The organism is Lentzea sp. NPDC058436, assembly GCF_042721515.1.
GTDB lineage: Bacteria > Actinomycetota > Actinomycetes > Mycobacteriales > Pseudonocardiaceae > Lentzea.
On record NZ_JBHXLF010000005.1, the window covers coordinates 45,231 to 66,496 of the forward strand.

Annotated in this window: 22 protein-coding genes; 10 read left to right on the plus strand and 12 right to left on the minus strand. The window is 70.6% G+C overall.

Going from position 1 to position 21,266, the window contains the following annotated elements; genetic code table 11:
• Positions 1-51: 51 nt before the first annotated feature.
• On the plus strand, positions 52-1,191 hold the full coding sequence (locus ACFWN2_RS21345) for a molybdopterin molybdotransferase MoeA (RefSeq protein WP_382429758.1): 1,140 nt from the start codon (positions 52-54) through the stop codon (positions 1,189-1,191).
• Between the two features lie 3 nt (positions 1,192-1,194).
• On the opposite strand, the gene ACFWN2_RS21350 is transcribed toward ACFWN2_RS21345, so the two are convergent.
• The 6 genes from ACFWN2_RS21350 to ACFWN2_RS21375 form a co-directional block, all read right to left on the minus strand.
• Positions 1,195-2,364 (minus strand): 4-hydroxybenzoate 3-monooxygenase, encoded by a 1,170-nt coding sequence (locus ACFWN2_RS21350; protein WP_382429760.1) that lies wholly within the window; start codon positions 2,362-2,364, stop codon positions 1,195-1,197.
• A gap of 26 nt (positions 2,365-2,390) precedes the next feature.
• Entirely contained in the window at positions 2,391-2,750 is a 360-nt protein-coding gene (gene pcaC, locus ACFWN2_RS21355; protein ID WP_382429762.1) for a 4-carboxymuconolactone decarboxylase, read from the minus strand.
• A gap of 9 nt (positions 2,751-2,759) precedes the next feature.
• Complete coding sequence (locus ACFWN2_RS21360; RefSeq protein WP_382429764.1) at positions 2,760-3,881, minus strand: lyase family protein; 1,122 nt, start codon at positions 3,879-3,881, stop codon at positions 2,760-2,762.
• A complete protein-coding gene (locus ACFWN2_RS21365) occupies positions 3,878-4,372 on the minus strand; it encodes a protocatechuate 3,4-dioxygenase subunit alpha (RefSeq protein WP_382429766.1) in 495 nt (164 codons plus the stop codon). The genes ACFWN2_RS21360 and ACFWN2_RS21365 overlap by 4 nt, the downstream gene beginning before the upstream one ends.
• Entirely contained in the window at positions 4,365-5,102 is a 738-nt protein-coding gene (gene pcaH, locus ACFWN2_RS21370; protein WP_382429768.1) for a protocatechuate 3,4-dioxygenase subunit beta, read from the minus strand. The genes ACFWN2_RS21365 and pcaH overlap by 8 nt, the downstream gene beginning before the upstream one ends.
• A gap of 62 nt (positions 5,103-5,164) precedes the next feature.
• The gene (locus ACFWN2_RS21375; protein ID WP_382429770.1) at positions 5,165-5,968 is read right to left on the minus strand and encodes a cellulose binding domain-containing protein; all 804 of its coding nucleotides are present in this window, start codon (positions 5,966-5,968) and stop codon (positions 5,165-5,167) included.
• Here ACFWN2_RS21375 and ACFWN2_RS21380 point away from each other — a divergent pair.
• Together ACFWN2_RS21380 and ACFWN2_RS21385 are read left to right on the plus strand one after the other, a co-directional pair.
• Positions 5,959-6,189 (plus strand): hypothetical protein, encoded by a 231-nt coding sequence (locus ACFWN2_RS21380; RefSeq protein ID WP_382429772.1) that lies wholly within the window; start codon positions 5,959-5,961, stop codon positions 6,187-6,189. The two genes, ACFWN2_RS21375 and ACFWN2_RS21380, sit on opposite strands and share 10 nt — an antisense overlap.
• Position 6,190: 1 nt before the next feature.
• Positions 6,191-6,604, plus strand: a complete 414-nt coding sequence (locus ACFWN2_RS21385; RefSeq protein WP_382429774.1) for a ribonuclease domain-containing protein — start codon at positions 6,191-6,193, stop codon at positions 6,602-6,604.
• Between the two features lie 3 nt (positions 6,605-6,607).
• Here the strand turns inward: ACFWN2_RS21385 and ACFWN2_RS21390 are convergent, their stop codons facing one another.
• Entirely contained in the window at positions 6,608-7,729 is a 1,122-nt protein-coding gene (locus ACFWN2_RS21390) for a PucR family transcriptional regulator (protein ID WP_382429776.1), read from the minus strand.
• A gap of 172 nt (positions 7,730-7,901) precedes the next feature.
• Between ACFWN2_RS21390 and ACFWN2_RS21395 the strand changes: the two genes are divergently transcribed.
• Positions 7,902-9,683: an FAD-binding dehydrogenase gene (locus ACFWN2_RS21395; protein ID WP_382429778.1), complete on the plus strand. Its 1,782-nt coding sequence runs from the start codon at positions 7,902-7,904 to the stop codon at positions 9,681-9,683.
• 56 nt (positions 9,684-9,739) lie between these two features.
• On the opposite strand, the gene ACFWN2_RS21400 is transcribed toward ACFWN2_RS21395, so the two are convergent.
• Positions 9,740-11,674 carry a potassium transporter Kup gene (locus ACFWN2_RS21400; RefSeq protein WP_382429780.1) on the minus strand — a complete coding sequence of 645 codons (1,935 nt, stop codon included), beginning with the start codon at positions 11,672-11,674 and terminating at the stop codon, positions 9,740-9,742.
• 808 nt (positions 11,675-12,482) lie between these two features.
• Between ACFWN2_RS21400 and ACFWN2_RS21405 the strand changes: the two genes are divergently transcribed.
• The 5 genes from ACFWN2_RS21405 (at position 12,483) to ACFWN2_RS21425 (ending at position 16,921) form a co-directional block, all read left to right on the plus strand.
• Positions 12,483-12,764 carry a metal-sensitive transcriptional regulator gene (locus ACFWN2_RS21405; RefSeq protein ID WP_382429782.1) on the plus strand — a complete coding sequence of 94 codons (282 nt, stop codon included), beginning with the start codon at positions 12,483-12,485 and terminating at the stop codon, positions 12,762-12,764.
• A gap of 18 nt (positions 12,765-12,782) precedes the next feature.
• Positions 12,783-12,992, plus strand: coding sequence for a heavy-metal-associated domain-containing protein (locus ACFWN2_RS21410; RefSeq protein ID WP_382429784.1), 210 nt, complete (start codon positions 12,783-12,785; stop codon positions 12,990-12,992).
• Positions 12,989-13,831: a hypothetical protein gene (locus ACFWN2_RS21415; protein ID WP_382429786.1), complete on the plus strand. Its 843-nt coding sequence runs from the start codon at positions 12,989-12,991 to the stop codon at positions 13,829-13,831. Before ACFWN2_RS21410 ends, ACFWN2_RS21415 begins: the two co-directional genes overlap by 4 nt.
• Positions 13,821-16,013 carry a heavy metal translocating P-type ATPase gene (locus ACFWN2_RS21420; protein WP_382429788.1) on the plus strand — a complete coding sequence of 731 codons (2,193 nt, stop codon included), beginning with the start codon at positions 13,821-13,823 and terminating at the stop codon, positions 16,011-16,013. The genes ACFWN2_RS21415 and ACFWN2_RS21420 overlap by 11 nt, the downstream gene beginning before the upstream one ends.
• 62 nt (positions 16,014-16,075) lie before the next feature.
• Positions 16,076-16,921 (plus strand): GDSL-type esterase/lipase family protein, encoded by an 846-nt coding sequence (locus ACFWN2_RS21425; protein WP_382429790.1) that lies wholly within the window; start codon positions 16,076-16,078, stop codon positions 16,919-16,921.
• On the opposite strand, the gene ACFWN2_RS21430 is transcribed toward ACFWN2_RS21425, so the two are convergent.
• From ACFWN2_RS21430 to ACFWN2_RS21440, 3 genes are read right to left on the minus strand one after another with little or no spacing between them, the layout of a single operon-like run.
• Positions 16,902-18,476: a sensor histidine kinase gene (locus tag ACFWN2_RS21430; RefSeq protein WP_382429792.1), complete on the minus strand. Its 1,575-nt coding sequence runs from the start codon at positions 18,474-18,476 to the stop codon at positions 16,902-16,904. The two genes, ACFWN2_RS21425 and ACFWN2_RS21430, sit on opposite strands and share 20 nt — an antisense overlap.
• A complete protein-coding gene (locus ACFWN2_RS21435) occupies positions 18,473-19,117 on the minus strand; it encodes a response regulator (RefSeq protein ID WP_382429794.1) in 645 nt (214 codons plus the stop codon). Before ACFWN2_RS21435 ends, ACFWN2_RS21430 begins: the two co-directional genes overlap by 4 nt.
• Entirely contained in the window at positions 19,098-19,622 is a 525-nt protein-coding gene (locus ACFWN2_RS21440; protein ID WP_382429796.1) for a hypothetical protein, read from the minus strand. Before ACFWN2_RS21440 ends, ACFWN2_RS21435 begins: the two co-directional genes overlap by 20 nt.
• A gap of 171 nt (positions 19,623-19,793) precedes the next feature.
• On the opposite strand from ACFWN2_RS21440, the gene ACFWN2_RS21445 reads away from it, so the two are divergent.
• Complete coding sequence (locus tag ACFWN2_RS21445) at positions 19,794-20,744, plus strand: class I SAM-dependent methyltransferase (RefSeq protein WP_382429797.1); 951 nt, start codon at positions 19,794-19,796, stop codon at positions 20,742-20,744.
• On the opposite strand, the gene ACFWN2_RS21450 is transcribed toward ACFWN2_RS21445, so the two are convergent.
• The gene (locus ACFWN2_RS21450) at positions 20,688-21,251 is read right to left on the minus strand and encodes a DUF4386 domain-containing protein (protein WP_382429798.1); all 564 of its coding nucleotides are present in this window, start codon (positions 21,249-21,251) and stop codon (positions 20,688-20,690) included. The genes ACFWN2_RS21445 and ACFWN2_RS21450 overlap by 57 nt on opposite strands.
• Between the last annotated feature and the right edge of the window lie 15 nt (positions 21,252-21,266).

The following is a 21,266-nucleotide window of genomic DNA, read 5'->3' on the forward strand; positions in this document are numbered from 1 at the left end:
CGTCCCGAGGATTGCATACAGTATTCGGTAGGCTATACCACGGGAGCGCCGATGAACATGCCCTGGAAGCTGGCCCGCCAGACAGCGCGGGAGGCGACCAAGCCGCTGGACGCGGTCGAACTGCCCCTGCCCGCCGCGCTGGGCCTCGCCCTCGCGTCCGGGGTGCGGGCGCTGGCGAGCCAGCCGACCTGCGACACCTCGGCGATGGACGGGTACGCGGTGGCCGGGCCCGGGCCGTGGACGGTGGTGGGCCGGGTGGCGGCCGGAGACCCGGTGCCCGGAGTGGTTCTGCGAGCCGGGGAGGCGTTCGGGGTGGCGACGGGGGCGCCGGTACCGATCGGGTCGGAGGCGGTCGTTCCGGTGGAGGTCTGTTCGGTGGCCGGAGAACGGCTGATGCCCGGCGGTGCCCACCGGGGGAACCCCGGCAAGCACATCCGCCGCCGCGGCGAGGACTGGTCCGCCGGCGACGAACTGGTGCCCGCCGGCACCCGCGTCTCCCCCGCCGTCCTGGGTCTCGCCGCCGCGGCCGGCCACGACACCCTCCTGGCCCACCGCCGCCCGAGAGTCGCCGTGATCGTCACCGGCGACGAACTCCTGCACACCGGTCCACCGCGCCCCGGCCGGGTCCGCGACGCCATCGGCCCGATGCTGCCCGGCCTGCTGACCGGCGCGGACCTGCTCGGCACCACCCACCTGCGCGACGACCCGTCCGCTCTCACCGACGCGCTGACGTTCGACGCGGCCGACGTCCTCGTCACGTGCGGCGCCACGTCCGTGGGCCGCGCCGACCACCTGCGCCGCGTGCTCGCGGACCTGCAGGCCGAGGTGCTGGTGAGCGGCGTCGCGTGCCGTCCCGGTCACCCGATGCTGCTCGCCGTGCTGCCCGACGGGCGGTGCGTCGTGGGCCTGCCGGGCAACCCGTTCGCCGCGTACGCCGCCGTGCTGACGCTCCTCCAGCCGCTGCTCGACACCCTCGGCGGCCACACCGCCCGTCCGCCGGTCACCGCCTGGCTGCCCGACGTCGGCGCTCACCGCACGGACACGCGGCTCGTGCCGGTCACGCGGTCGGGCGGCCTGGCCGCGCCCGTGGGGCACGACCGTCCGGGGTCGCTGTGGGGTGCGGCGCTGGCCGACGTGCTCGCGGTCGTGCCGCCCGGTCACCGCGGCGGCGAGGTGGAGTTGCTCGGGTGAGCCTCAGGCCGGCCAGCAGCCGGTGTAGCCCTCCGCCAGGAACCGCGACCCCGCCTCCGACCCCACGACCGACCGCAGCTCACCGAGCTGCCGCCGCACGTCGAAGTCCGTCGCGGCGGGCAGCGCGTGCAGCATCGTGGTCATCCAGTACGAGAAGTGCTGCGCCTTCCACACCCGGTCCAGCGCGCGGGGGCCGTACTCGTCCAACGCGTCGTCGTCGTTCTTGACCAGCGCGCGTTCGATGACCTCGGCGAGCACCCGGACGTCCTGCAACGCGAGGTTCAGGCCCTTCGCGCCGGTCGGCGGAACGGTGTGGGCCGCGTCGCCCGCCAGCAGCAACTTGCCGTGGCGCATGGGTTCCGCGACGAACGAGCGGAAGCGCAGCACGGTCTTCTCGGTGATCGGGCCCTCGTTCAGGGTGAAGCCGTCCGGGCCCGCGACCCTGGACTGCAGCTCCTCCCAGATCCGGTCGTCCGTCCACTGGGCGGCGTTCGTCTCCGGCGCGCACTGGAAGTACATGCGCTGATGGGTTTCAGTCCGCTGGCTGATCAGGGCGAACCCGCGCGGCGAGTGCGCGTAGACCAGTTCCGGGGCGCTGCGCGGGGCCTCGGTGATGATGCCGAACCAGGCGAACGGGTACTCGCGATAGCTGTGCGTGCGCAAGGCTTCCGGCACCTCGGCGCGACAGATCGAACGGGAGCCGTCCGCGCCGACGAGCAGGTCGCAGCGCACCTCCTGCCGCACGCCCTCGCTGTCCACGAACCGGATCGCGGGAGCGCTCACGTCGACGGACGTGTCGCTGACGCCGAACCGGACGTCACCGCCGTCGCGGTCGCGCGCGTTCGCCAGGTCCGTGAAGACGTCGGTCTGCGGGTAGAGCCAGACGGACTCGCCCACCAGGGCGCGGAAGTCGACGCGGTGGCTCTCGCCGCCGAACCTCAGGTCGATGCCCTCGTGCGGGTGCCCGTCGCGCAGCACCCGGTCCGACACCCCGGTGTCGACCAGCAACCGGGCGCTGTCGGCCTCCAGGATGCCGGCGCGGACCGTGTTCTCGATCTCCAGCCGCGTCCTGTTGTCGATCACGACGCTGTCGATCCCGTTGAGGGACAACAGGTGCGAGAGCATCAGCCCGGCCGGGCCCGCGCCGACGATGCCGACCTGGGTGCGCGTCATGGCAGCTCCTCCAGTCGTGTGAGCGCTCACACGTCCTCCTTCAAGACTTGCCGCGCGACCGCGAACGCGTGGTTGGCCGCCGGGACGCCGCAGTAGATCGCGCTCTGCATGATCACCTCGGCGATCTCGTCCTGGCTCAGCCCGTTGCGCAGCGCCGCCGCGACGTGCATCTTCAGCTCGTCCCAGTGCCCCATCGCGATCAACGCCGTGAGCGTCATCGCGCTGCGCGTCCGCCGGTCGAGCCCCGGCCGCGTCCAGATCTCGCCCCACGCGTACTTCGTGATGAACTCCTGGAAGTCTCGCGTGAACTCGTCCGGTGCCGCCCGGTCCACGTGCGCGTCCCCGAGCACCTCGCGCCGAACCTTCATGCCGTCGTCGTACGACACAGCACCTCCTCAACGGTCATCGCGCCACTTCCACCTCTTCAGCGCCTCGTCCACGAACAGCTCGGCCGCCCCGAGGTACGAGGCCGGGTCGTCACCGCCGCCGCGCTCCGCCAGCAGGTCCGATGCGGCCTCACGGGCCCGGCGCGCCATCACGTCCGCGTGCACCTCAAGCCCTTCCACCAGTTCCGCGGCCTGCGAAGCCGCCACCACGGCTAGTTCCAGCAACGCCCGCAACGCCGGCCACTCCGCGTGCCAGGCGCCGTCCGGCCGTTCGTCCACCGCCCGCGCCGCGCACAGGTGCAGCTGCGCCCCGAGTCCTGGAGCCCGCAGGGCCGCGCTGTTGACGAGCACCGACAGCACCGGGTTCCGCTTGTGCGGCATGGTCGACGACCCGCCCCGCCCGGCCACGAACCCCTCGCTGACCTCACCGATCTCCGGCCGCCCCAGCGTCAGCACGTCACCGGCCAGCACACCCAGCACGTCGCAGGCGCGCACCACCGCGTCGCCGATCCGGGTGACCGGCGCCCGGTGCGTGTGCCAGGGCAACCCCGGCCACACCAGCCCCAGGTACCCGGCCAGCGCCGACGCCGACGCGACCGGGTCCTCGACGCGCGACAGCGTTCCCGCCGCTCCCCCGCACTGCACCGGCAGGTTCCGCACGACGAACTCCAGCTCGTCCACCGCGTCCAGCACGCCCACCAGCCACCGGGCGGCCTTGAGCCCGAACGTGATCGGCACGGCGTGCTGCGTCAGCGTCCGGCCGGCCATCACGCTGGACCGGTGCTCGTCGGCGAGCCGGACCAGCGCGCCGGCGACCCGTCCGAGATCCGCCGAGACGCGTTCCAGCGCGCCGCGTGCCAGCAGCACCAGGGCGGTGTCGAGCACGTCCTGACTGGTCAGTCCGGTGTGGACGGCGACGGAGACCTTGGCGCGCAACGCGGACACCAGCGGCAGCACGGGATTGCCCGCCGCCTCGACCTCGACGGGGTCCAGCGACGGCACCCAGTCGCCCAGGTCCACCGAGGACCCGAGCACCCGCGCCCAGGCGACCTCGACCTCCAGCATCGCGCGCACCAGCGCGGCGTCGTCGACGAGGCCGGCGGCGCGATGGGAACCAGGAAGCACGATCACGTCCGCGGGAACTTGAAGAACGCCGTCTCCGACGGCCCCTGCAGGTGGATGTCGAACCGCAGCCGGCCGTCGTCCTCGCGCGAGGAGACCAGTCCGTCCACGGCCTCCGCGGCACCGGGCAGGTAGATGCGCGTGAACAACCGGTCGAGCAGTCCGCGCGCGAACACCGTCACGGCGAAGAACGGCAGCCCCGGCTCGACGGTGCTGAACCAGTAGTGCCCGGCGCCGTCGGTGCATGAACGGCCCCAGCCGGTGAACCCGGCACCGCGCCGCCGCAGCGACCCGCCCGCCCGCGGCACCACCCCGTAGGCGTCGGCCTGGCGGATCTCGATCATCGCGTCCGGCACCGGCTCACCGGCGCCGTCGTAGACGTACCCGTGCAGCACCACGGATCCGGCCGAGCCGAACGGCACCAGCTCGGAGTCGCCGGGGAACGCCAGCGCGTGGTGGAAGAACGGCCCGACGGTCTGGCCGGGCGTCGCTTCAGTCATCGGACGGCTCCAGGTAGGTGGCGTGGCTGCCGGTCAACACGATGTCCCACCGGTAGCCGAGCAGCCACTCGTGCTCGGACCTCGCGTGGTCGTAGGAGGCGATGAGCCGGTCCAGCGCGGCCGGGTCGGTGATCGACTGGGCGATCGGGTCCAGCGCCAGCAGCTGGTCGCCGGGGAAGTACATCTGCGTGATCAGCCGCTGGGTGAAGTCCGTGCCGAACAACGAGAAGTGGATGTGAGCGGGCCGCCAGGCGTTGTGGTGGTTGCGCCACGGGTACGGGCCGGGCTTGATCGAGGTGAACGAGTACCGGCCGTCGTCGTCGGTCAGGCAGCGGCCGACGCCGGTGAAGTGCGGGTCGAGCGGCGCCGGGTGCTGGTCGCCCTGGTGCGAGTAGCGACCGGCGGCGTTGGCCTGCCAGATCTCGACCAGCTGCCGGCGCACCGGGCGGCCGTCACCGTCGAGCACCCTGCCGTGCACGCGGATGCGTTCACCGATCGGCTCGCCCCCGCGCTGCAGGGTGAGGTCCGACTCGACGGCGTCGACGTCGGAGTGGCCGAAGACGGGCGCGAGCAGCTCCGCGCCCTCGGGGTCGACGTGCAGCGGCTCCTTGGTCGGGTGGCGCAACGTCGTGCTGCGGTACGGCGCGAAGTCCAGCAGCGGCGCACCTCCCGGTGAGTCTGCCTGGATCTTCGCGATCTCGTCGCTGATCTCGTGCTGGCTGGTCGTCACGTGATCAGACGCTAGGCAACGCGCCGTCCGGAGTCGACCGCTGCTTTCCACTGGGTGGAAGCCTAACCCGTGGTGCAGGCGTTCCCGTTCAGGCTGAACGAGGCCGGCGGCGAGCTGGGTGCCGTGGCGGAGCCGTTGAAGCCGAACGACACCGAGCCGTCGGCGACGATCAGCGCGTTGTAGTCGGCGTTGGTCACGCTCACGTTCACGCCGGACTGCGACGCCGTGCCGTTCCACAGCTGCGTCACGCTCTCGCCCTCGGCGAACCGCCACCGCACGGTCCAGCCCTCGACCAGCGCGCCGCTGACGTTGCGCACGGTCACCTCGGCCTGGAACGCGCCGGACCACTGGCCGGTGATCCGGTAGACGACGACGCAGGACGGTGGTGGCGGCGGGGTGGACGAGGTCGGCGCGGAACAGTCGCCCTGGCCCCAAAGGCCGAGTTTCGCCTGCGACGCCTTGCTTTCCGCCTCGACCAGCGGTCCGCCGTCGACACCGGCGACGCGCAGGGCGCCGCTGCTCACGGCGAGCAGCGCGTAGTCGGTACCGTCCGGCAGCTCCAGCGACACCTCGCCGGGCGTGATGCTGCGCACGCGAACTTCCTTGTCCAGCAACGTCTTCGTGGCGAACTCGACGGCAGCCGCCGCAGCGCACGACGTCGGTTCGGCCAGCAGAGCGACGCGGGCCCTCGTGCCGTCGGCGAGCTCGACCGTGCGGGCGTCCACCACGCCGCGCACCTTTGTGGACGGCTCTTTCTCCGCTGTGGACGAGGATTGTGTTGCGGGGAGCGGCCTGCCGTCCTGCGAGGCCGTGCACCCGGCCACCAACAAGGTCAACAGCACCACAAGATGCTTCCGTGCTGCCATTGGACAAATCTATCGCCGGAGGCAGCGTCCGCAATCCGCTGTTCGGCGTTGATCAACTCGGGCTTTCGGAGTCGTCAGGCGATCAAGCCGCGCGCGACGCCACCGGGTGTGCGAGCGTGGGAAGGCCACAGTTGCGCGGATGGTTCCCTGCCGTTCATCAGCTCGTGGTGATCAACAGAAAAGATCACGACGTACCTCGTTCCCTGCCGATGGAGGTCTGAAGTGCACACCCTGCAACCGCACCGGACACGTCGCCTGTTCGCCGCTCTCGCCGTCGTCGCGTCGGTGCTCGGCGTGACCACGGCCGTCGCACCCGCCGCCGACGCGGCCGTCTACCAGTCCTGCACGCAGTCGCGGTGTTCCGCGGCCCGTTCCGCCAACTCCACCTGGTCGTCCAAGGGCTACCCGAGCACGCGCGGCTGGGTGAGCGGGTGGCCGAACGGCCAGTGCAACTACGCCGGTGGCGTGCACCAGAACCGCGAGGGCCAGCTGCCCGCCGGTCACCGCTACCTGGAGTTCGACGTCTACCCGCGTGCCTGCAACGCTTCCCGGGACGCGTACCGGATCATCGTCGACCGCACCGACGGCACGGTCTACTTCTCGCCTGACCACTACGCGAACTTCTACAAGCTCTAAGCGCTACCTGGTGCTGCGGTCGGTCCACGACCGCAGCGCCCACCAGGTGTGCAGCGTCGTCAGCACGTGCGACCGTCCCGCGGCCGGGTTGTCGCCCAGGTCGGCGCCGGTCAGCTCCACCAGCCGGTCGAGCCGGTACCGCACGGTGTTCGCGTGGATGTGCAACGCCGCGGCCGTGGCACTGAGCCGGCCGCCGTTGTCCAGGTAGCACAACGCCGTCACCACCATCTCGTGGTGGAACGAGCTCTTCGGGTCGAGCTGGCCGAGCAGTGCGTCGGCGAGCGTCTCCGCCAGCATCGGGAACGCCGTGAGAGCGGTCTCACCGGCGAGGTCGACGAGGAGCCGCACACCGCAGGTCGCCCCAGCGGCCACCAGGGCCAGCGTGCACATCGAGTACGTGCCCCGCAACGACTTCAGCGCGGTCGCGGGCGACACCACGAGCAGGTCGTCCGACCACGACGGCGGCACGTGCGTGAGCCCCGCGAGCCGTCCCTCGACCAGCCCGTACACACCGCCGGACGTGTGCAGCCGCTGCTCCAGCGTCCGCGCGTGGCTCGGGTCGGTCACCCCGGACACCACGCAGTGGTAGCGGCCGTCGGGGCGCAGGCCTGCGCGGGCCAGTTCGGAGGCGTCCGGGAAGTCGCCCGAGACCAGCAGCCTCCGCAGCACCTGCGCGTTCAGGTCGCGTGCCGTGCGGGACAGCTGGAGCTCTGCGGTGTGGTAGCCGCTGATGATGTGCCGTTCGACCGCGCCGACGTAGTGGTCGAGGTTGATCATGAAGTCCAGGATCGTGCCGTCGTCGACACCCAGTGACCGCGCGAGCTCCACGGCCGCCCTGATCAGCTCGGTGCGCCCGGCGTGCACACCGCGCAGCAGGCCCGCCATCGACACGCCCTGCGCGGCGCGGTCCGCGCCCAGCGCGAGCGCGGCGGAGAAGTCGCCGTCGTCGGGCGTGCCACCGCGTTCGAGGTGCGCGATCCCCTCGGACAGCAGGAACGCGATGTGCCGGCGGTTCTCCTCCGCGGGCAACCGGGCGACCTCCGGCGAGTTGCCGCGGGCGGCGTCGACGACCCGTTCGACCACCTTGTCGTCCGCGGCGACGGCTTCGAGCACCTGGCGGATCATCGCGGACATCCCCGGCACAGCGCCTCCGCAAACCTCACGTTGTGTGACGGCCACAACACAGCCGTCGCCGTTTGGTGACGGGACCCTATGCCCCGCTCTCCGGTTGCTGGTTAGTTGCTTTACGCGAGAGTAATTCGCGTTGGCACCACCCTTCAACGAGGAAGGCCCTGGGATGTCAGACCGGAACATCAGCCGTCGCAACCTGCTGGCCGCGAGCGGCGCGATCGGTGCGATCGCCGCGAGCGGGACCCTGGGGCAGGCGGTCGCCGGAGCGGCGCCGCGCGTCGACGCGGACGTGATCGTCATCGGGCACGGGCTCGCCGGTCTCGTGGCCACCTCCGAACTGGCAGCGGCGGGCCGCAAGGTCCTGCTGCTGGACCAGGAACCCGAGGCCAGCCTGGGTGGGCAGGCGTTCTGGTCGCTCGGCGGCCTGTTCTTCGTCAACTCGCAGGAGCAGCGCACCGCAGGCATCAAGGACTCGCTCGAACTGGCGCGCGCGGACTGGTTCAACACCGCCGGGTTCGACCGCGGCGTGAACGATCCCCTGGGCGAGGACTACTGGGCCGCCAAATGGGCCGAGGCGTACCTGAACTTCGCCGCCGGCGAGAAGCGCGAGTGGCTCTACGGCCTCGGCGTGCGCTGGGTGCCGATCGTCGGCTGGGCCGAGCGCGGCGGGCAGCTCGCCGACGGCCCCGGCAACTCCGTGCCGCGTTTCCACATGACGCTCGGCACCGGCCCCGGCGTGATGGAGCCGTTCGAGAAGAAGGTGCGCGACGCCGTCCGCGACAACAAGGTCACGTTCAAGTTCCGGCACCAGGTCGACGGCCTGATCACGTCGAACGGCGCCGTCACCGGCGTGCGCGGCACCGTCCTGGAGCCGAGCAGCGCCGCGCGGGGCACCCCCAGCTCCCGCACGAAGGTCGGCGACTTCGAGCTGTACGCGCCGATGGTGGTCGTCACCTCGGGCGGCATCGGCGCCAACAAGGACCTGGTGCGCCGCAACTGGCCCGCCCGCCTCGGCCCGGCGCCGCAACGGCTCGTCACCGGCGTGCCCGCGCACGTCGACGGCCGGATGTTGGCGATCACAGAGTTGGCCGGTGGACGCCTGGTCAACCGCGACCGCATGTGGCACTACACCGAGGGCATGATCAACCACACGCCGATCTGGCCGGACCACGGCATCCGCGTGCTGGCCGCCCCGTCGTCGCTGTGGCTCGACGCGCGCGGCAAGCGGTTCCCGAACCCCGGCATCCCGTCGCTGGACACGCTCGGCACGCTGGAGCTGATCGGCAAGTCGGGCTACGACTACTCGTGGTTCGTGCTCAACAAGAAGATCATCGACAAGGAGTTCGTGCTCTCCGGTTCCGAGCAGAACCCGGAGATCACCGCCAAGAACCTCATCGCCTACCTCGCGATGCGGCTGCTGAACAGCACGCCGCCGCCGGTGAAGGCGTTCATGGACAAGGGCGTGGACTTCGTCATCAAGAACAACCTGCCGGACCTCGTGGCCGGGATGAACGCGCTGACCGGCCAGAACCTGATCAACCTCGACGACCTGCGCCGGCAGATCACCATCCGCGACCAGCAGGTCGACAACCCGTTCTCCAAGGACGTGCAGGTCATGGGGATCCGCAACTCCCTGGCCTACAGCGGCGACAGCCTCGCCCGCACCGCCGGACTGCACAAGCTGCTCGACTCCGGCTCCGGCCCGTTGATCGCGATCAGGATGAACATCCTGACCCGCAAGACGCTGGGCGGCCTGCAGACCGACCTCACCGGCCGCGTCCTCGGCTCGAACGGCCAGCCGATACGCGGCCTGTACGCGGCGGGCGAGGTGGCCGGGTTCGGCGGTGGCGGCGTGCACGGCTACCGCGCGCTGGAGGGCACGTTCCTCGGCGGCTGCCTGTTCTCCGGACGCGCGGCCGGCCGAGGCGCCGCGGCGGAAAGCGCCTAGCGGCCCATGATCCCGGGGTCTGCGGTCTCCCCTGTTGACCGCAGGCCCCGCACCACCTAGACGTCGATGTGCGCGCCCATGATCACCGTTCGCTCCCGGGGCAGTCCGAAGTGCTCGGCCGCGTCCGCCGTGATGTAGGACGTGGCCACGAACAACCGCTTCCGCCAGCCCGCCATCGTCCGGCTCCGCCCGCGCTGCAGCTCGATCTTCGACAGGAAGTACCGCGCCTCAGCCAGGTTCAGCCCGCCCTCGGTCTTCCCGGGATCCAGCAACGCGAGCGCGGCGGGCACGTCCGGCGTCTCCATGTACCCGAACCGCGCGCTCACGTGGATGATGCCGTCGTCGCCGTACCCGAGCTCGTCGACCTCGATCCGCCGCTCGTCCGGCACCCGCGGCACCGGCTCGGTCTCGATCGACACGATCACCACCCGCTCGTGCAGCACGTGGTTGTGCTCGACGTTGGCGCGCATCGCCAGCGGCGCGGTCTCCTTGCCGCGGTTGAGGAACACCGCACACCCGGGAACCCGCGTCAGCCGCTGCTCGTGCAGTTCCTCGATGAACGCCCGCAACGACCCCTCAGCCTCCCGCCGAGCCTTCGTGACGATCGCCCGCCCCCGTTGCCACGTGGTCATCACCGTGAACGCGGTCAGCCCGATCAACAACGGCAACCAGGCCCCGTGCAACAACTTCGTCAGGTTCGCGGCGAGGAACAGCAGGTCAACACCCAGCAACACCACGCACCCGAGCCCGATGGCCCAGGCGGGCGCCCCGAACTTCCACCGCGCGATGAACAGGAACAACGTCGTGGTGATCGTGATCGTCCCGGTGACCGCCATCCCGAACGCGAACGCGAGGGCGGCAGACGTCCGGAACGCGAACACCAGCGTCAACACGGACACCATCAACACCCAGTTGATCCACGGCACGTAGATCTGCCCGATGGCGGACTCGGACGTGTGCGCGATCCGCAACCGCGGCAGATACCCGAGCTGCGCGGCCTGGGAGGCCACCGAGTAGGCCCCGGTGATCACCGCCTGCGACGCGATCACGGTGGCCGCCGTGGCGATCACCACCAGGGGCCACCGCCCCCACTCGGGCACCAGCAGGAAGAACGGCCCGCTGACGTTCGCCGGATCGTCCAGAACCAGCGCCCCCTGCCCCATGTAACTGAGCACGCAGGCGGGAAACACCAGGAACAACCACCCCCGAGCGATCGCGGGCCGCCCGAAGTGCCCCATGTCCGCGTACAGGGCCTCAGCACCGGTGACCGACAACACCACAGCGGCCAACGCGAAGAACGCGATGTCGAAGTGCCCGAACAAGAACCCGACCGCATAGGTGGGCGACAACGCCCGCAGGATCTCCGGATGGCCGACGATCCCACCGATCCCGGCCACCCCGATGACCACGAACCACAGGATCATCACGGGCCCGAAGAACCGCCCGACAACCCCACTCCCCCGCCGCTGCACCAGGAACAACCCAACGATGATCACGGCCGTGATAGGCACGACGAACCGCTCCAACTCCGGCTCGACGACCTTCAACCCCTCCACGGCCGACAGAACCGAGATCGCAGGCGTGATCATGCTGTCGCCGAAGAACAAAGCCGCCCCGAACACCCCCAGCGCAGCCAACGTGGCCGCAGCCTTACGCCCCTGCTTGGCCTTCCACCGCCGCAGCAACGTGATGAGGGCCATGATCCCGCCCTCACCGTCGTTGTTGACCCGCATCGCCAACAACACGTACGTCACCGTCACCACAAGCATCACCGACCAGAAGATCAGCGACACAACGCCATAGACGTTGTCCACGCTCACCGGCACCGGATGCGGATCAGCGGGGTTGAACACCGTCTGAATCGTATAAATGGGACTGGTACCGATATCCCCGAACACGACACCAAGGGCGCCGACGATCACGGCCAGCCGAACGGTGTCGCGCGCGAGCTTCTGCCGAGACGGCGCCTCGGAAACCTGCTGATCAGCCACAAGCACTCCCTAGGCCACCGATGCCCGCAAGATAACCGCGCCCCCGCCCCTTCGCAGAGCACTACCGGGTGATCTTTACGGTTTCCTGACGCAGGTCGCAGGCAGCTCATGACAGGTGCGACGCCGAAGGCGAGCCGCACAATCGGTGCGATGCCGCAGGCGAGCCGTCTTTAGCAAGATGGCCGGGCGGTGGGGTCCCATCACGAGTCGCGCCACAGCTCTTGCTGCACCTGAGGGGGTATGTCAAACGGCCACGCTCTTCGGCCGTTTGACATACCCCCTCAGGTGTGGCCAGCTCCTGGTGCGGCTCGTGATGGGACCCCACCGCCACCGCAACCTCATAAGCAACAGGCAGCCGCTCTACGCAACAGGCGTGCCATCAGCCTGCTCACGGCGCTACCCCCTGATCAGATTGCCGGGGTCTGGGGCAGAGCCCCAGGGGAAGCACGCAAGGCAACCAGGCCGCACGCAAACCAGCCACCCGCAGAAGCCGCGACTCGCAGGGCGACAGGCCGCACGCAAAACGACCACCCGTAGAAGTGGCGACTCGCAGGGCGACAGGCCGCAAGCAAGCCGACCGCCCACAAGAGCGGCGACTCGCAAAACAATCTGGCCGCAACCAAGGCGCCCACCCAGGGTCGCGACAGACCACGCGACAGACGACCCGACAGACCACACGACAGCCGACACAACCCCTCACCTTTGACATACCCATACCCCCCTAGGGTATAAAAGACCGCAGAAGCCCACCGCACCCCCGAGACGAACCACCCGGCCGCGCGGCCCAGGGCAGGAGAAGGAGCGAGACATGCACGGCTACGCCCCCACGAAGGACGCCCACCTGCGCCGCCTCCGCAGAATCGAAGGCCAGGTCCGCGGCTTGCAGCGGATGATCACCGAGGACGAGTACTGCATCGACGTGCTCACCCAGATCTCCGCTGCCACCAAGGCGTTGCAGGCGGTCTCACTGGGGTTGCTCGACGAGCACCTCAAGCACTGCGTGAGCCAGGCCATCACCGAGGGCGGCGCCACGGCCGACGCGAAGATCGCGGAGGCCAGTGACGCCATCGCCCGCCTGGTCCGCTCCTAACCCGCGAGGAGAAGACCCATGAGCGAGTCCGTCCACACCGTCATCGGCATGACCTGCGGCCATTGCGCCGGCAGCGTGACCGAGGAGCTCTCCAGGCTCAGCGGCGTGACCGGCACGACCGTGGACCTGCCCACCGGCACGGTCACGATCACCAGCACGACCCCGATCCCCCTGGACGACGTCCGCGCCGCGATCACCGAGGCCGGCTACGAACTGGCCGGCCGATGAGGACCGGCTACAAGGTCGCGCTCTACGCCACCGCCCTCGCCGTGATCTTCGGCGGCACGTGGGCAGCAGGCGCCGCAACAGGACCGGCCCCCGAACCACCAGCCCACACCGGCGAAACCCACGGAGGCCACGACTCCACCGAGTCCGCGCAGTCCAAGCTCCCACCAGGACTGTCCGTTTCGGACAACGGCTACACCCTGCGCATCACCAAGTCCGAGCCACTCACCTTCACCATCGAGGGCCAGGACGGCGCCCCGATCACAAAGTTCGCCGTGGAGCACGAAAAACGCCTGCACCTCATCGCGGTCCGCCGCGACGGCTCACACTTCCAGCACGTCCACCCGCAGATGGCGACCGACGGCACCTGGTCGACACCCCTGGCACTCCCGAACGCCGGCGCCTACCGGATCTTCGCCGACTTCAGGCCGGAGAACGGCCCCAAGACCGTCCTGGGCGCGGACGTCCACACGCCGGGCGACTACCGGCCGCAGAACCACATCGACAGCCGCACGTTCACGGTCGACGGCTACGAGGTATCCCTGCACGGTGAGCTGAACGTGAACAAGGCGTCGACCGTGACCATCAGCATCAGCAAGGACGGCAGGCCGGTCACGGACCTGCAGGACTACCTGGGCGCCAAGGGACACCTGGTCGCGCTGCGGTCGGACGACCTGGCGTACCTGCACGTGCATCCCGAGGAGAGCGCGCAGGTGAAGTTCGCGGTGGAGGTGCCGACAGCCGGGAAGTACCGGCTGTTCCTGGACTTCCAGCACGCCGACGTGGTGCGCACCGCGGAGTTCACGCTCACGACGCACGAGGAGGGCGGTCATGGCCACTGACACCATCGAACTCTCGATCGGCGGCATGACCTGCGCCTCGTGCGCGGCGCGGATCGAGCGCAAGCTCAACAAGCTGGACGGCGTGGAGGCCTCGGTCAACTACGCCACCGAGAAGGCCAGGGTCAGCTACGCGGGCGACCTCACCCCCGCCGACCTGGTGAAGGTCGTCGAGGACACCGGCTACACGGCCGCACTCCCCGCCGCCGCACCGGCAGAAGAGACCCCGGACCCGACGGCGGCGCTCCGGCAGCGGCTGATCACCTCGACGGTCCTCTCGGTCCCGGTGGTCGCGCTCGCGATGGTTCCGGCGCTGCAGTTCACCTACTGGCAGTGGCTGTCGCTCGCGCTCGCCGGGCCGGTCGTCACGTATGCCGCGTGGCCGTTCCACAAGGCGGCGTGGACGAACCTGAGGCACGGCGCCGCCACGATGGACACGCTGATCTCGCTCGGCGTCGGGTCGGCGTTCCTGTGGTCGCTCTACGCGCTGTTCCTGGGGACGGCGGGCACTCCCGGCATGACGCACGGGTTCACGTTCACCGTCGAGCGGATGGCCGGCACCGGCAACATCTACCTCGAGGTCGCGGCCGGCGTCACGACGTTCATCCTGGCCGGGCGGTACTTCGAGGCGCGGTCCAAGCGCCGTGCGGGAGCCGCGCTCCAGGCGTTGCTCGAACTCGGCGCCAAGGACGTGGCGGTCCTCCGCGACGGCCGTGAGGTCCGCGTCCCGACCGGCGAGCTGGAGGTCGGCGACAGGTTCGTCGTGCGGCCCGGCGAGAAGGTCGCCACGGACGGCGTCGTCGAGGAGGGCGGCTCCGCGATCGACGCGAGCATGCTCACCGGCGAGTCCGTGCCGGTCGAGGTGCGGCCCGGTGACGCGGTGGCCGGCGCGACGGTCAACGCCGGTGGGCGGCTCGTCGTCAGGGCGACCCGGATCGGGTCGGACACGCAGCTCGCGCGGATGGCGACGCTGGTCGAGGAGGCGCAGAACGGCAAGGCCGAGGCGCAGCGCCTGGCGGACCGGATCTCCGCCGTGTTCGTGCCGATCGTGATCGCGCTCGCCGTGGGCACGCTGGGCTTCTGGCTCGGCACGGGCGGTGGCGCGGGAGCGGCGTTCACGGCCGCGGTGGCGGTGCTGATCATCGCCTGCCCGTGCGCGCTGGGCCTGGCGACGCCGACCGCGTTGCTCGTCGGCACGGGCCGGGGCGCCCAGCTCGGCATCCTGATCAAGGGGCCGGAGGTGCTGGAGTCCACCCGCCGCGTCGACACCGTGGTGCTCGACAAGACCGGTACCGTGACGACCGGTCGGATGAGTCTGGTGAGCGTTCACATCGCCGACGGCGAGGTCGAGGAGCAGGTCCTGCAGCTCGCCGGGGCGCTGGAGAACGCGTCGGAGCACCCGATCGCCAGGGCCATCGCCAAGGCGGCGGGTGACGTGCCCCCGGTCGAGGACTTCCGGAACGTCGAGGGCCTCGGCGTGCAGGGCGTGGTGAACGCTCACGCCGTGCTCGTCGGCCGGGAACGCCTGCTCAGCGACTGGAGCGTCCAGCTCGACGCGAAGCTGGCCGAGGCCAAGGAGGCGGCGGAACGGCAGGGCCGCACGGCGGTGCTGGTCGCGTGGGACGGCAAGGCGCGGGGCGTGCTGGTCGTCGCCGACGCGGTGAAGCCCACGTCGAAGGAGGCGGTCGACGGTCTCCGCGGGCTCGGGCTGCGTCCCGTGCTGCTGACCGGCGACAACAGGGCGGCGGCCGAGGCGGTGGCGGCCGAGGTCGGCATCAGCGAGGTCATCGCCGAGGTGCTGCCCGCCGACAAGGTCGACGTCGTGAAACGCCTGCAGGACGAGGGACGCGTCGTGGCGATGGTCGGCGACGGCGTGAACGACGCCGCCGCGCTCGCCCAGGCCGACCTGGGCCTGGCCATGGGCACCGGCACGGACGCCGCGATCGAGGCGAGCGACCTCACGCTGGTGCGCGGTGACCTACGGGCCGCCGTGGACGCGATCAGGCTGGCCAGGCGCACGCTCACCACGATCAAGGGCAACCTGTTCTGGGCGTTCGCGTACAACGTCGCCGCACTGCCGCTGGCCGCGCTCGGCCTGCTCAACCCGATGATCGCGGGCGCGGCGATGGCGTTCTCGTCGGTGTTCGTCGTGAGCAACAGCCTGCGGTTGCGCGCCTTCCGCTGACACGACCCTCACGGCCGGTTTCGTAGCCTCGGCACATCAGCACCCGGAGAAGTGGAGTGGATGTGCCGAGGTTCGCCCTGGTCATGGCCGCGGCGGTCACGCTGCTGACCGCGTGCACCTCGACGCCGCCCGCACAGGTCCCGGCGCCCGCGCAGAGCAGCAGCACCCCGCCGCCGGCCGAGCAGGTCTACGTGTCGATCGGCGACTCCTACGCGACGGGCTACGGCCCGAGCGGCTCCACGGAGAGCTTCGCGCAGATCGTGGCGAAGGAGTCCGGGCTCAAGCTGATCAACCTGGCCTGCAACGGCGCCACGTCCGCCGACCTGGCCACCAAGCCCGCGTGCGGTCCCGACGCGGGCGGCAAGACCCAGCTCGACGCCGCCTTGGAGGCGTTGCGCGGCAAGAAGGCGGCCCTGGTCACGGTGGTGATCGGTGGCAACGACCTGACGCCGTGCGCGCTGGTGCCGGACCCCCTGGACTGCGCGACCAGGACCGTCGCCGGCATCCAGACCAACGTCGCGGGCACGCTCACCGAGCTGCGGGAGGTCGCGCCGGACGTGAAGATCGTCGGCCTGACCTACCCGGACGTGTTCCTCGGCGCGTGGGTCAACCCGTCGTTCCCCAACGGCAAGAACCTCGCCCAGGTGTCGGTCACGATGTTCCAGGACTTCAACACGAAGATCGCGGCCCAGTACGGCAGGTTCGGCGCGAAGTTCGCCGACGTCACGGACTCGACCGGCGGCTACGGCGCGTTGAGCGAGCTGACCCAGGACCCGAAGTACGGCCAGATCCCGGCCTCGGTGGCCAAGGTGTGCGCGCTCACCTACTTCTGCGACCGCACCGACGTGCACCCGACGCCCGCCGGTCACCAGGCGATCGCCGAAGCCGTCACGGCCGCGAGTCGCTGAATTCCGCCCGCACCGTCGTCCCCTCCCCCTCCACCGACCGCACGGTCAGCCGCCCGCCGACCGCCGCCACGCGGTCGTCCAGCCCGCGCAGGCCGGAACCGGCGACGTCTGCGCCACCGACGCCGTTATCGCTCACATCGACCGTGACCAGCCCGTCCACGCACCCGACCTCGACCAGGACCTCACCGGCCCGTGCGTGCTTGGCGGCGTTCGTCAGCGCCTCCGCGACCACGAAGTAGCAGGTGCGTTCCGCGACCGGAGACAACCGCTCGTCGGGCACACCACCCAGCACGACCGGCACCGCGGACCGTTCGGCCAGCGACAGCAGCGCGGGCCCCAGTCCGGCATCGGTGAGCAGCACCGGGTAGATGCCTCGGGCCAGCTCGCGCAGCTCGTCCAACGCCCTGGCCAGCTCTTCACGTGCCGCGGTGAGCAGCTCGGGCGAGTTCTCGGCCAGCCGCAACGTGAGCAGCACCGACACCAGCCGCTGCTGCGCGCCGTCGTGCAGGTCGCGTTCCACCTGGCGGCGGGCCTCGTCGGCGGCCTCGACGATGCGCCGCGCCCGCAGTTCGTTCTGCACCGCCAGAGCCGCGCTCGCCGCGACGGCCCGCACGAACGACGGGTCCAGCGCCGGGTCGTGCACGAGTGCGCACAGCCGCGTGCCGCCCGCTTCCAGGTAGGTGACGCCGGGCGCGGCCGGCACGTCGCCGTGGACGAGCTGCAGCGACGGATCGTGCAGCGTGCGCGCCAGCACCGACCGCAGGTCACCGGGCAGCCCGGCGCCGAGCGAGACCGCCAGCTCCCCCACCGCCGACTGGTCGAGACGTGCCCGCACCAGCCCGTACAGCAGCGCCAGCGGCCACCCGACCAGCACGACCTCGGTCGACCACTGCAACGGCACCTGCACCGCGGCCGGCAACCCGAGCAACGCCGCCGCGTACGTGACGACGAGCGTGAGCACGATCGCCGCGCCGCCCCACACCACCGGCGCGAGGTCGCGCCGGGCCACGCTCCCCGACCGCAGCCAGCGCGTGATCATGCGCGCCAGCAACGCCACGAGCAGCGCGATGCCCGCGACCAGCACGACCACGGCGACCACCGGAACGCGGGACGCGGGGACCTCGCGGATCACCACGATGTTCTGCGGCCCGTCGAACGGCGTGAGCAGCAGGTAGCCGACGTTCACCGGCACCGTCAGCAGGTAGGCGACACCCACGACCACGCGCTGCCACCGACTGGCGATCCGCCCGGTCGGATACGTGACCAGCAGGTGCCCGAGCATCGCCAGGTAGAGGGTCTTCGTCGCGACCCCCACCGCGTAGGCCCAGTCCGCCTCGACGGCGCCGGTGAGCCGCACGAACCACGCCAGCCCGACCGCGATCATCAGCTGCCCGGAGGAGCTGTCCGGGCGCCGGTCAGCCGCCTCGATCCCGGCGCCGATGAACGCGAGCCCCACCGCGAGGTTCAGCACCACGGCCGGCACGGAGACCTCGTAGCCGCCCCACACCAGCGCGGCCAGGGCGAGGAACCCGGTGCCCAGCCAGAGGATCCTCATCGGCGCAGGTAGGTGAGCACGGCCAGCACCCGCCGGTTGTCGTCGGGTCCCTGGTGCAGCCCGAGCTTCGTGAACACCGACCGCACGTACGCCTCGACCGTCTTGGGGCTCAGGAACAACCGTTCGCAGATCCCCTGGTTCGACCGCCCCTCGGCCATCACGGCGAGCACTTCGCGTTCCCGTTCCGACAACGACTCCAGCGGATCGCCGACCCGCCGGCGCCCGACCAGCGTCGCCACCACGCCGGGATCGATCACCAGTCCGCCCGCCGCCACGCGCCGCACCGCGTCGGCCAGTTCCGCGAGGTCGGCGACGCGGTCCTTGAGCAGGTAGCCGGCACCGCGGGCGTCGGAGTCGAGCAGCCGCAACGCGTAGTGCGGCTCGACGTGCGCGGACAGGACCAGGACGCCGATCTCCGGGTGCGCCGCGCGGATCTCCTGAGCGGCGTCGAGGCCCTCGGTGGTGAAGCCGGGCGGCATCCGGATGTCCACGACCACGACGTCCGGCGGGTCGGCGTGCACCCGAGCCAGCAGCTCGGCGGCGTCGCCGACCTTCGCCACCACCTCGAACCCCGCGTCCGTGAGCAACCGTGCCACGCCCTCGCGGAACAACGCTGCGTCGTCAGCTACTACTACGCGCATGCGCTGATGCAACCACGTGCCTGCGGCGCCACACGACCACCAGAACCGCGTTCACCACGGTCAACCCGGCCACGGCGGGCCAAAGGTGCTGCATCGCGCCCGTCGTGTCGCTCACGACGAACGTCCACGCGATCTTGAACAGCCCGCCGCCGTTGATCGCGACCAGCGCCCACGGCAGCGAACGCAGCCACAGCGCCGCGGCCAGGCCACCGAACGTCAGCGGCACGAGCAGCCCGGCCGCGAGCTTCGCGGGCGTCCACTCCCCCAGCAGGTACTCGCGTTCGGCGGCGAGCATCTCGATCGCCCCTGCCGTCGGGTGTTCGGGCGCGGGGAACCACGCCATGCTCGTCGCGAGCGCCACCAGCGTCGCCGCCAGACCCCACCCGCTGCGCCGGTAGCTGAAGTAGGCGAACGGCAGCAGGAACAGCGGCCGGACGTACCAGCTCAGCTCGTTGTGGTGCCGCGCCCACGCCCACGCGGCGAGCTCGTTGAGCCACTCGGTCATCGTCGATCTCCTTCCGGTGGCTAACAGGGTTCGCGCTCGGATCGATCATCACCACGAGGCTGACCCGCGAACCGGAGCAGGGTTTTCCCCGTATTACCCGAAAGACCCTGTTGATCAGCTCGCGCCTCTGACAGGCTCTGGATCCGTTGCCGCGACGAGGAAGAGTGCTTGATGACCGTGCTCCCCCACACGACCGACGCCCTGCACCGGATCAGCGACGCCGTGGACGGCCTGTTACGCGCCGACAGGGAGCTCAACCTCGCTGACCCGGCCGCGCACATGCAGGTCGGTGGCCGGCTGCACGCGCTCGGCGTGCAGATCCACGGCGGCGTGCTCGCGGGCATCCCGGAGGAGGACATCGCCGCGATCGTCCAGCCGGCGCGGTCGGCGTGTGCGCGTTCACCCTTCATGCGCGACGAGAACGAGTGGGCGCGCGGCTACCCCAGCGACTTCCGGCTGGTCGAGCACGTCCTCTCGAAGGCGAACAAGGCGACGCCGAACACCCTCGGCTGGCACGTCGAGACGCACCTGCAGGGGGTCGCGATCACCCACCAGCTGCGCAACCGGGTGATGCACCAGACCCGGTTGATCGGCGACACCCTGACGGCCCAGCGCAACGGCCCGCGCTCGGTGCTGGTGATCGCCGCCGGCACCGCACCGGACCTGCGGCAGATCCCGCCCGGCATCGTGCGGCCCGGCGACAGGTTCGTGCTCACCGACGTCGACCCGGACGCGCTGGAACTCGCGCAGCAGCGCCTCGGGCCGCTCAACGAGTTCACGACGGCGGTCAGCGGCAACGTGTTCCGCGCCATCCCGAAGCTCGCCGAGCTCGGGCCGTACGACCTCGTGCTCGTCAACGGCCTCTACGAGTACCTCAACGACCGCGCGGCCGCACGGCTGACCGAGGCCGTGCTGACGAGGCTCTGCCGTCCCGGCGGCCTGTTCCACTTCTCCACCCTGACCGGCGGGAACCCGTTCCGGTGGACGCTGGAGTACCTGATGGAGTGGCAGGTGATCGAACGCGACGAGGCCGCCGTGCGCGCGTTGCTGCCGGGCTGCGACGTGTCAGTGGGCTTCGACCAGACCGGGCTGGCCCTGCTCGCGCACGTCCGCACCAGGTGACGCCGTCCCGCGCGTGATCAGCCAGACGGCCAGCACCATCTCGTTGATCGCCAACGGCACGAAGAGCGCCCCTGCCTGCGTCGGTGCGAGCACGTCCAGCAGCACGAGCACCGCACCGGCCAGGTAGGGCACCACGGCGACGAGCGCCCACACCGAGATCCACCTCGGAACGAGCCTCGACCGGAACAGCAGGGTGTTGAGGAGCACGACGCTCACGCAGAAGTAGATCGCACTGGCGTGACCCCAGACGTCGTCGACCTGAACGTGCGCGATCGGTGCGATGGCGGACATCAGGAACACGACCTCCAGCGTTCTGGCGACGACGTACCCCGTCGCCATGCCTTCGCCGTGCTGTCTGAGGACCGGGTGCAGGGTCGGCGCGATGAACGCGATGGCCAGGGCCATGACGAACACCATCACGCCCCTGGTGGTGCCTTGGGTGGCCGCGCTGACCACTCCGGCGACCGTCGCGGTGATGAAGAGGGAACCAACCACACGTGCTGTCATGGCGCCGAGGCTGGC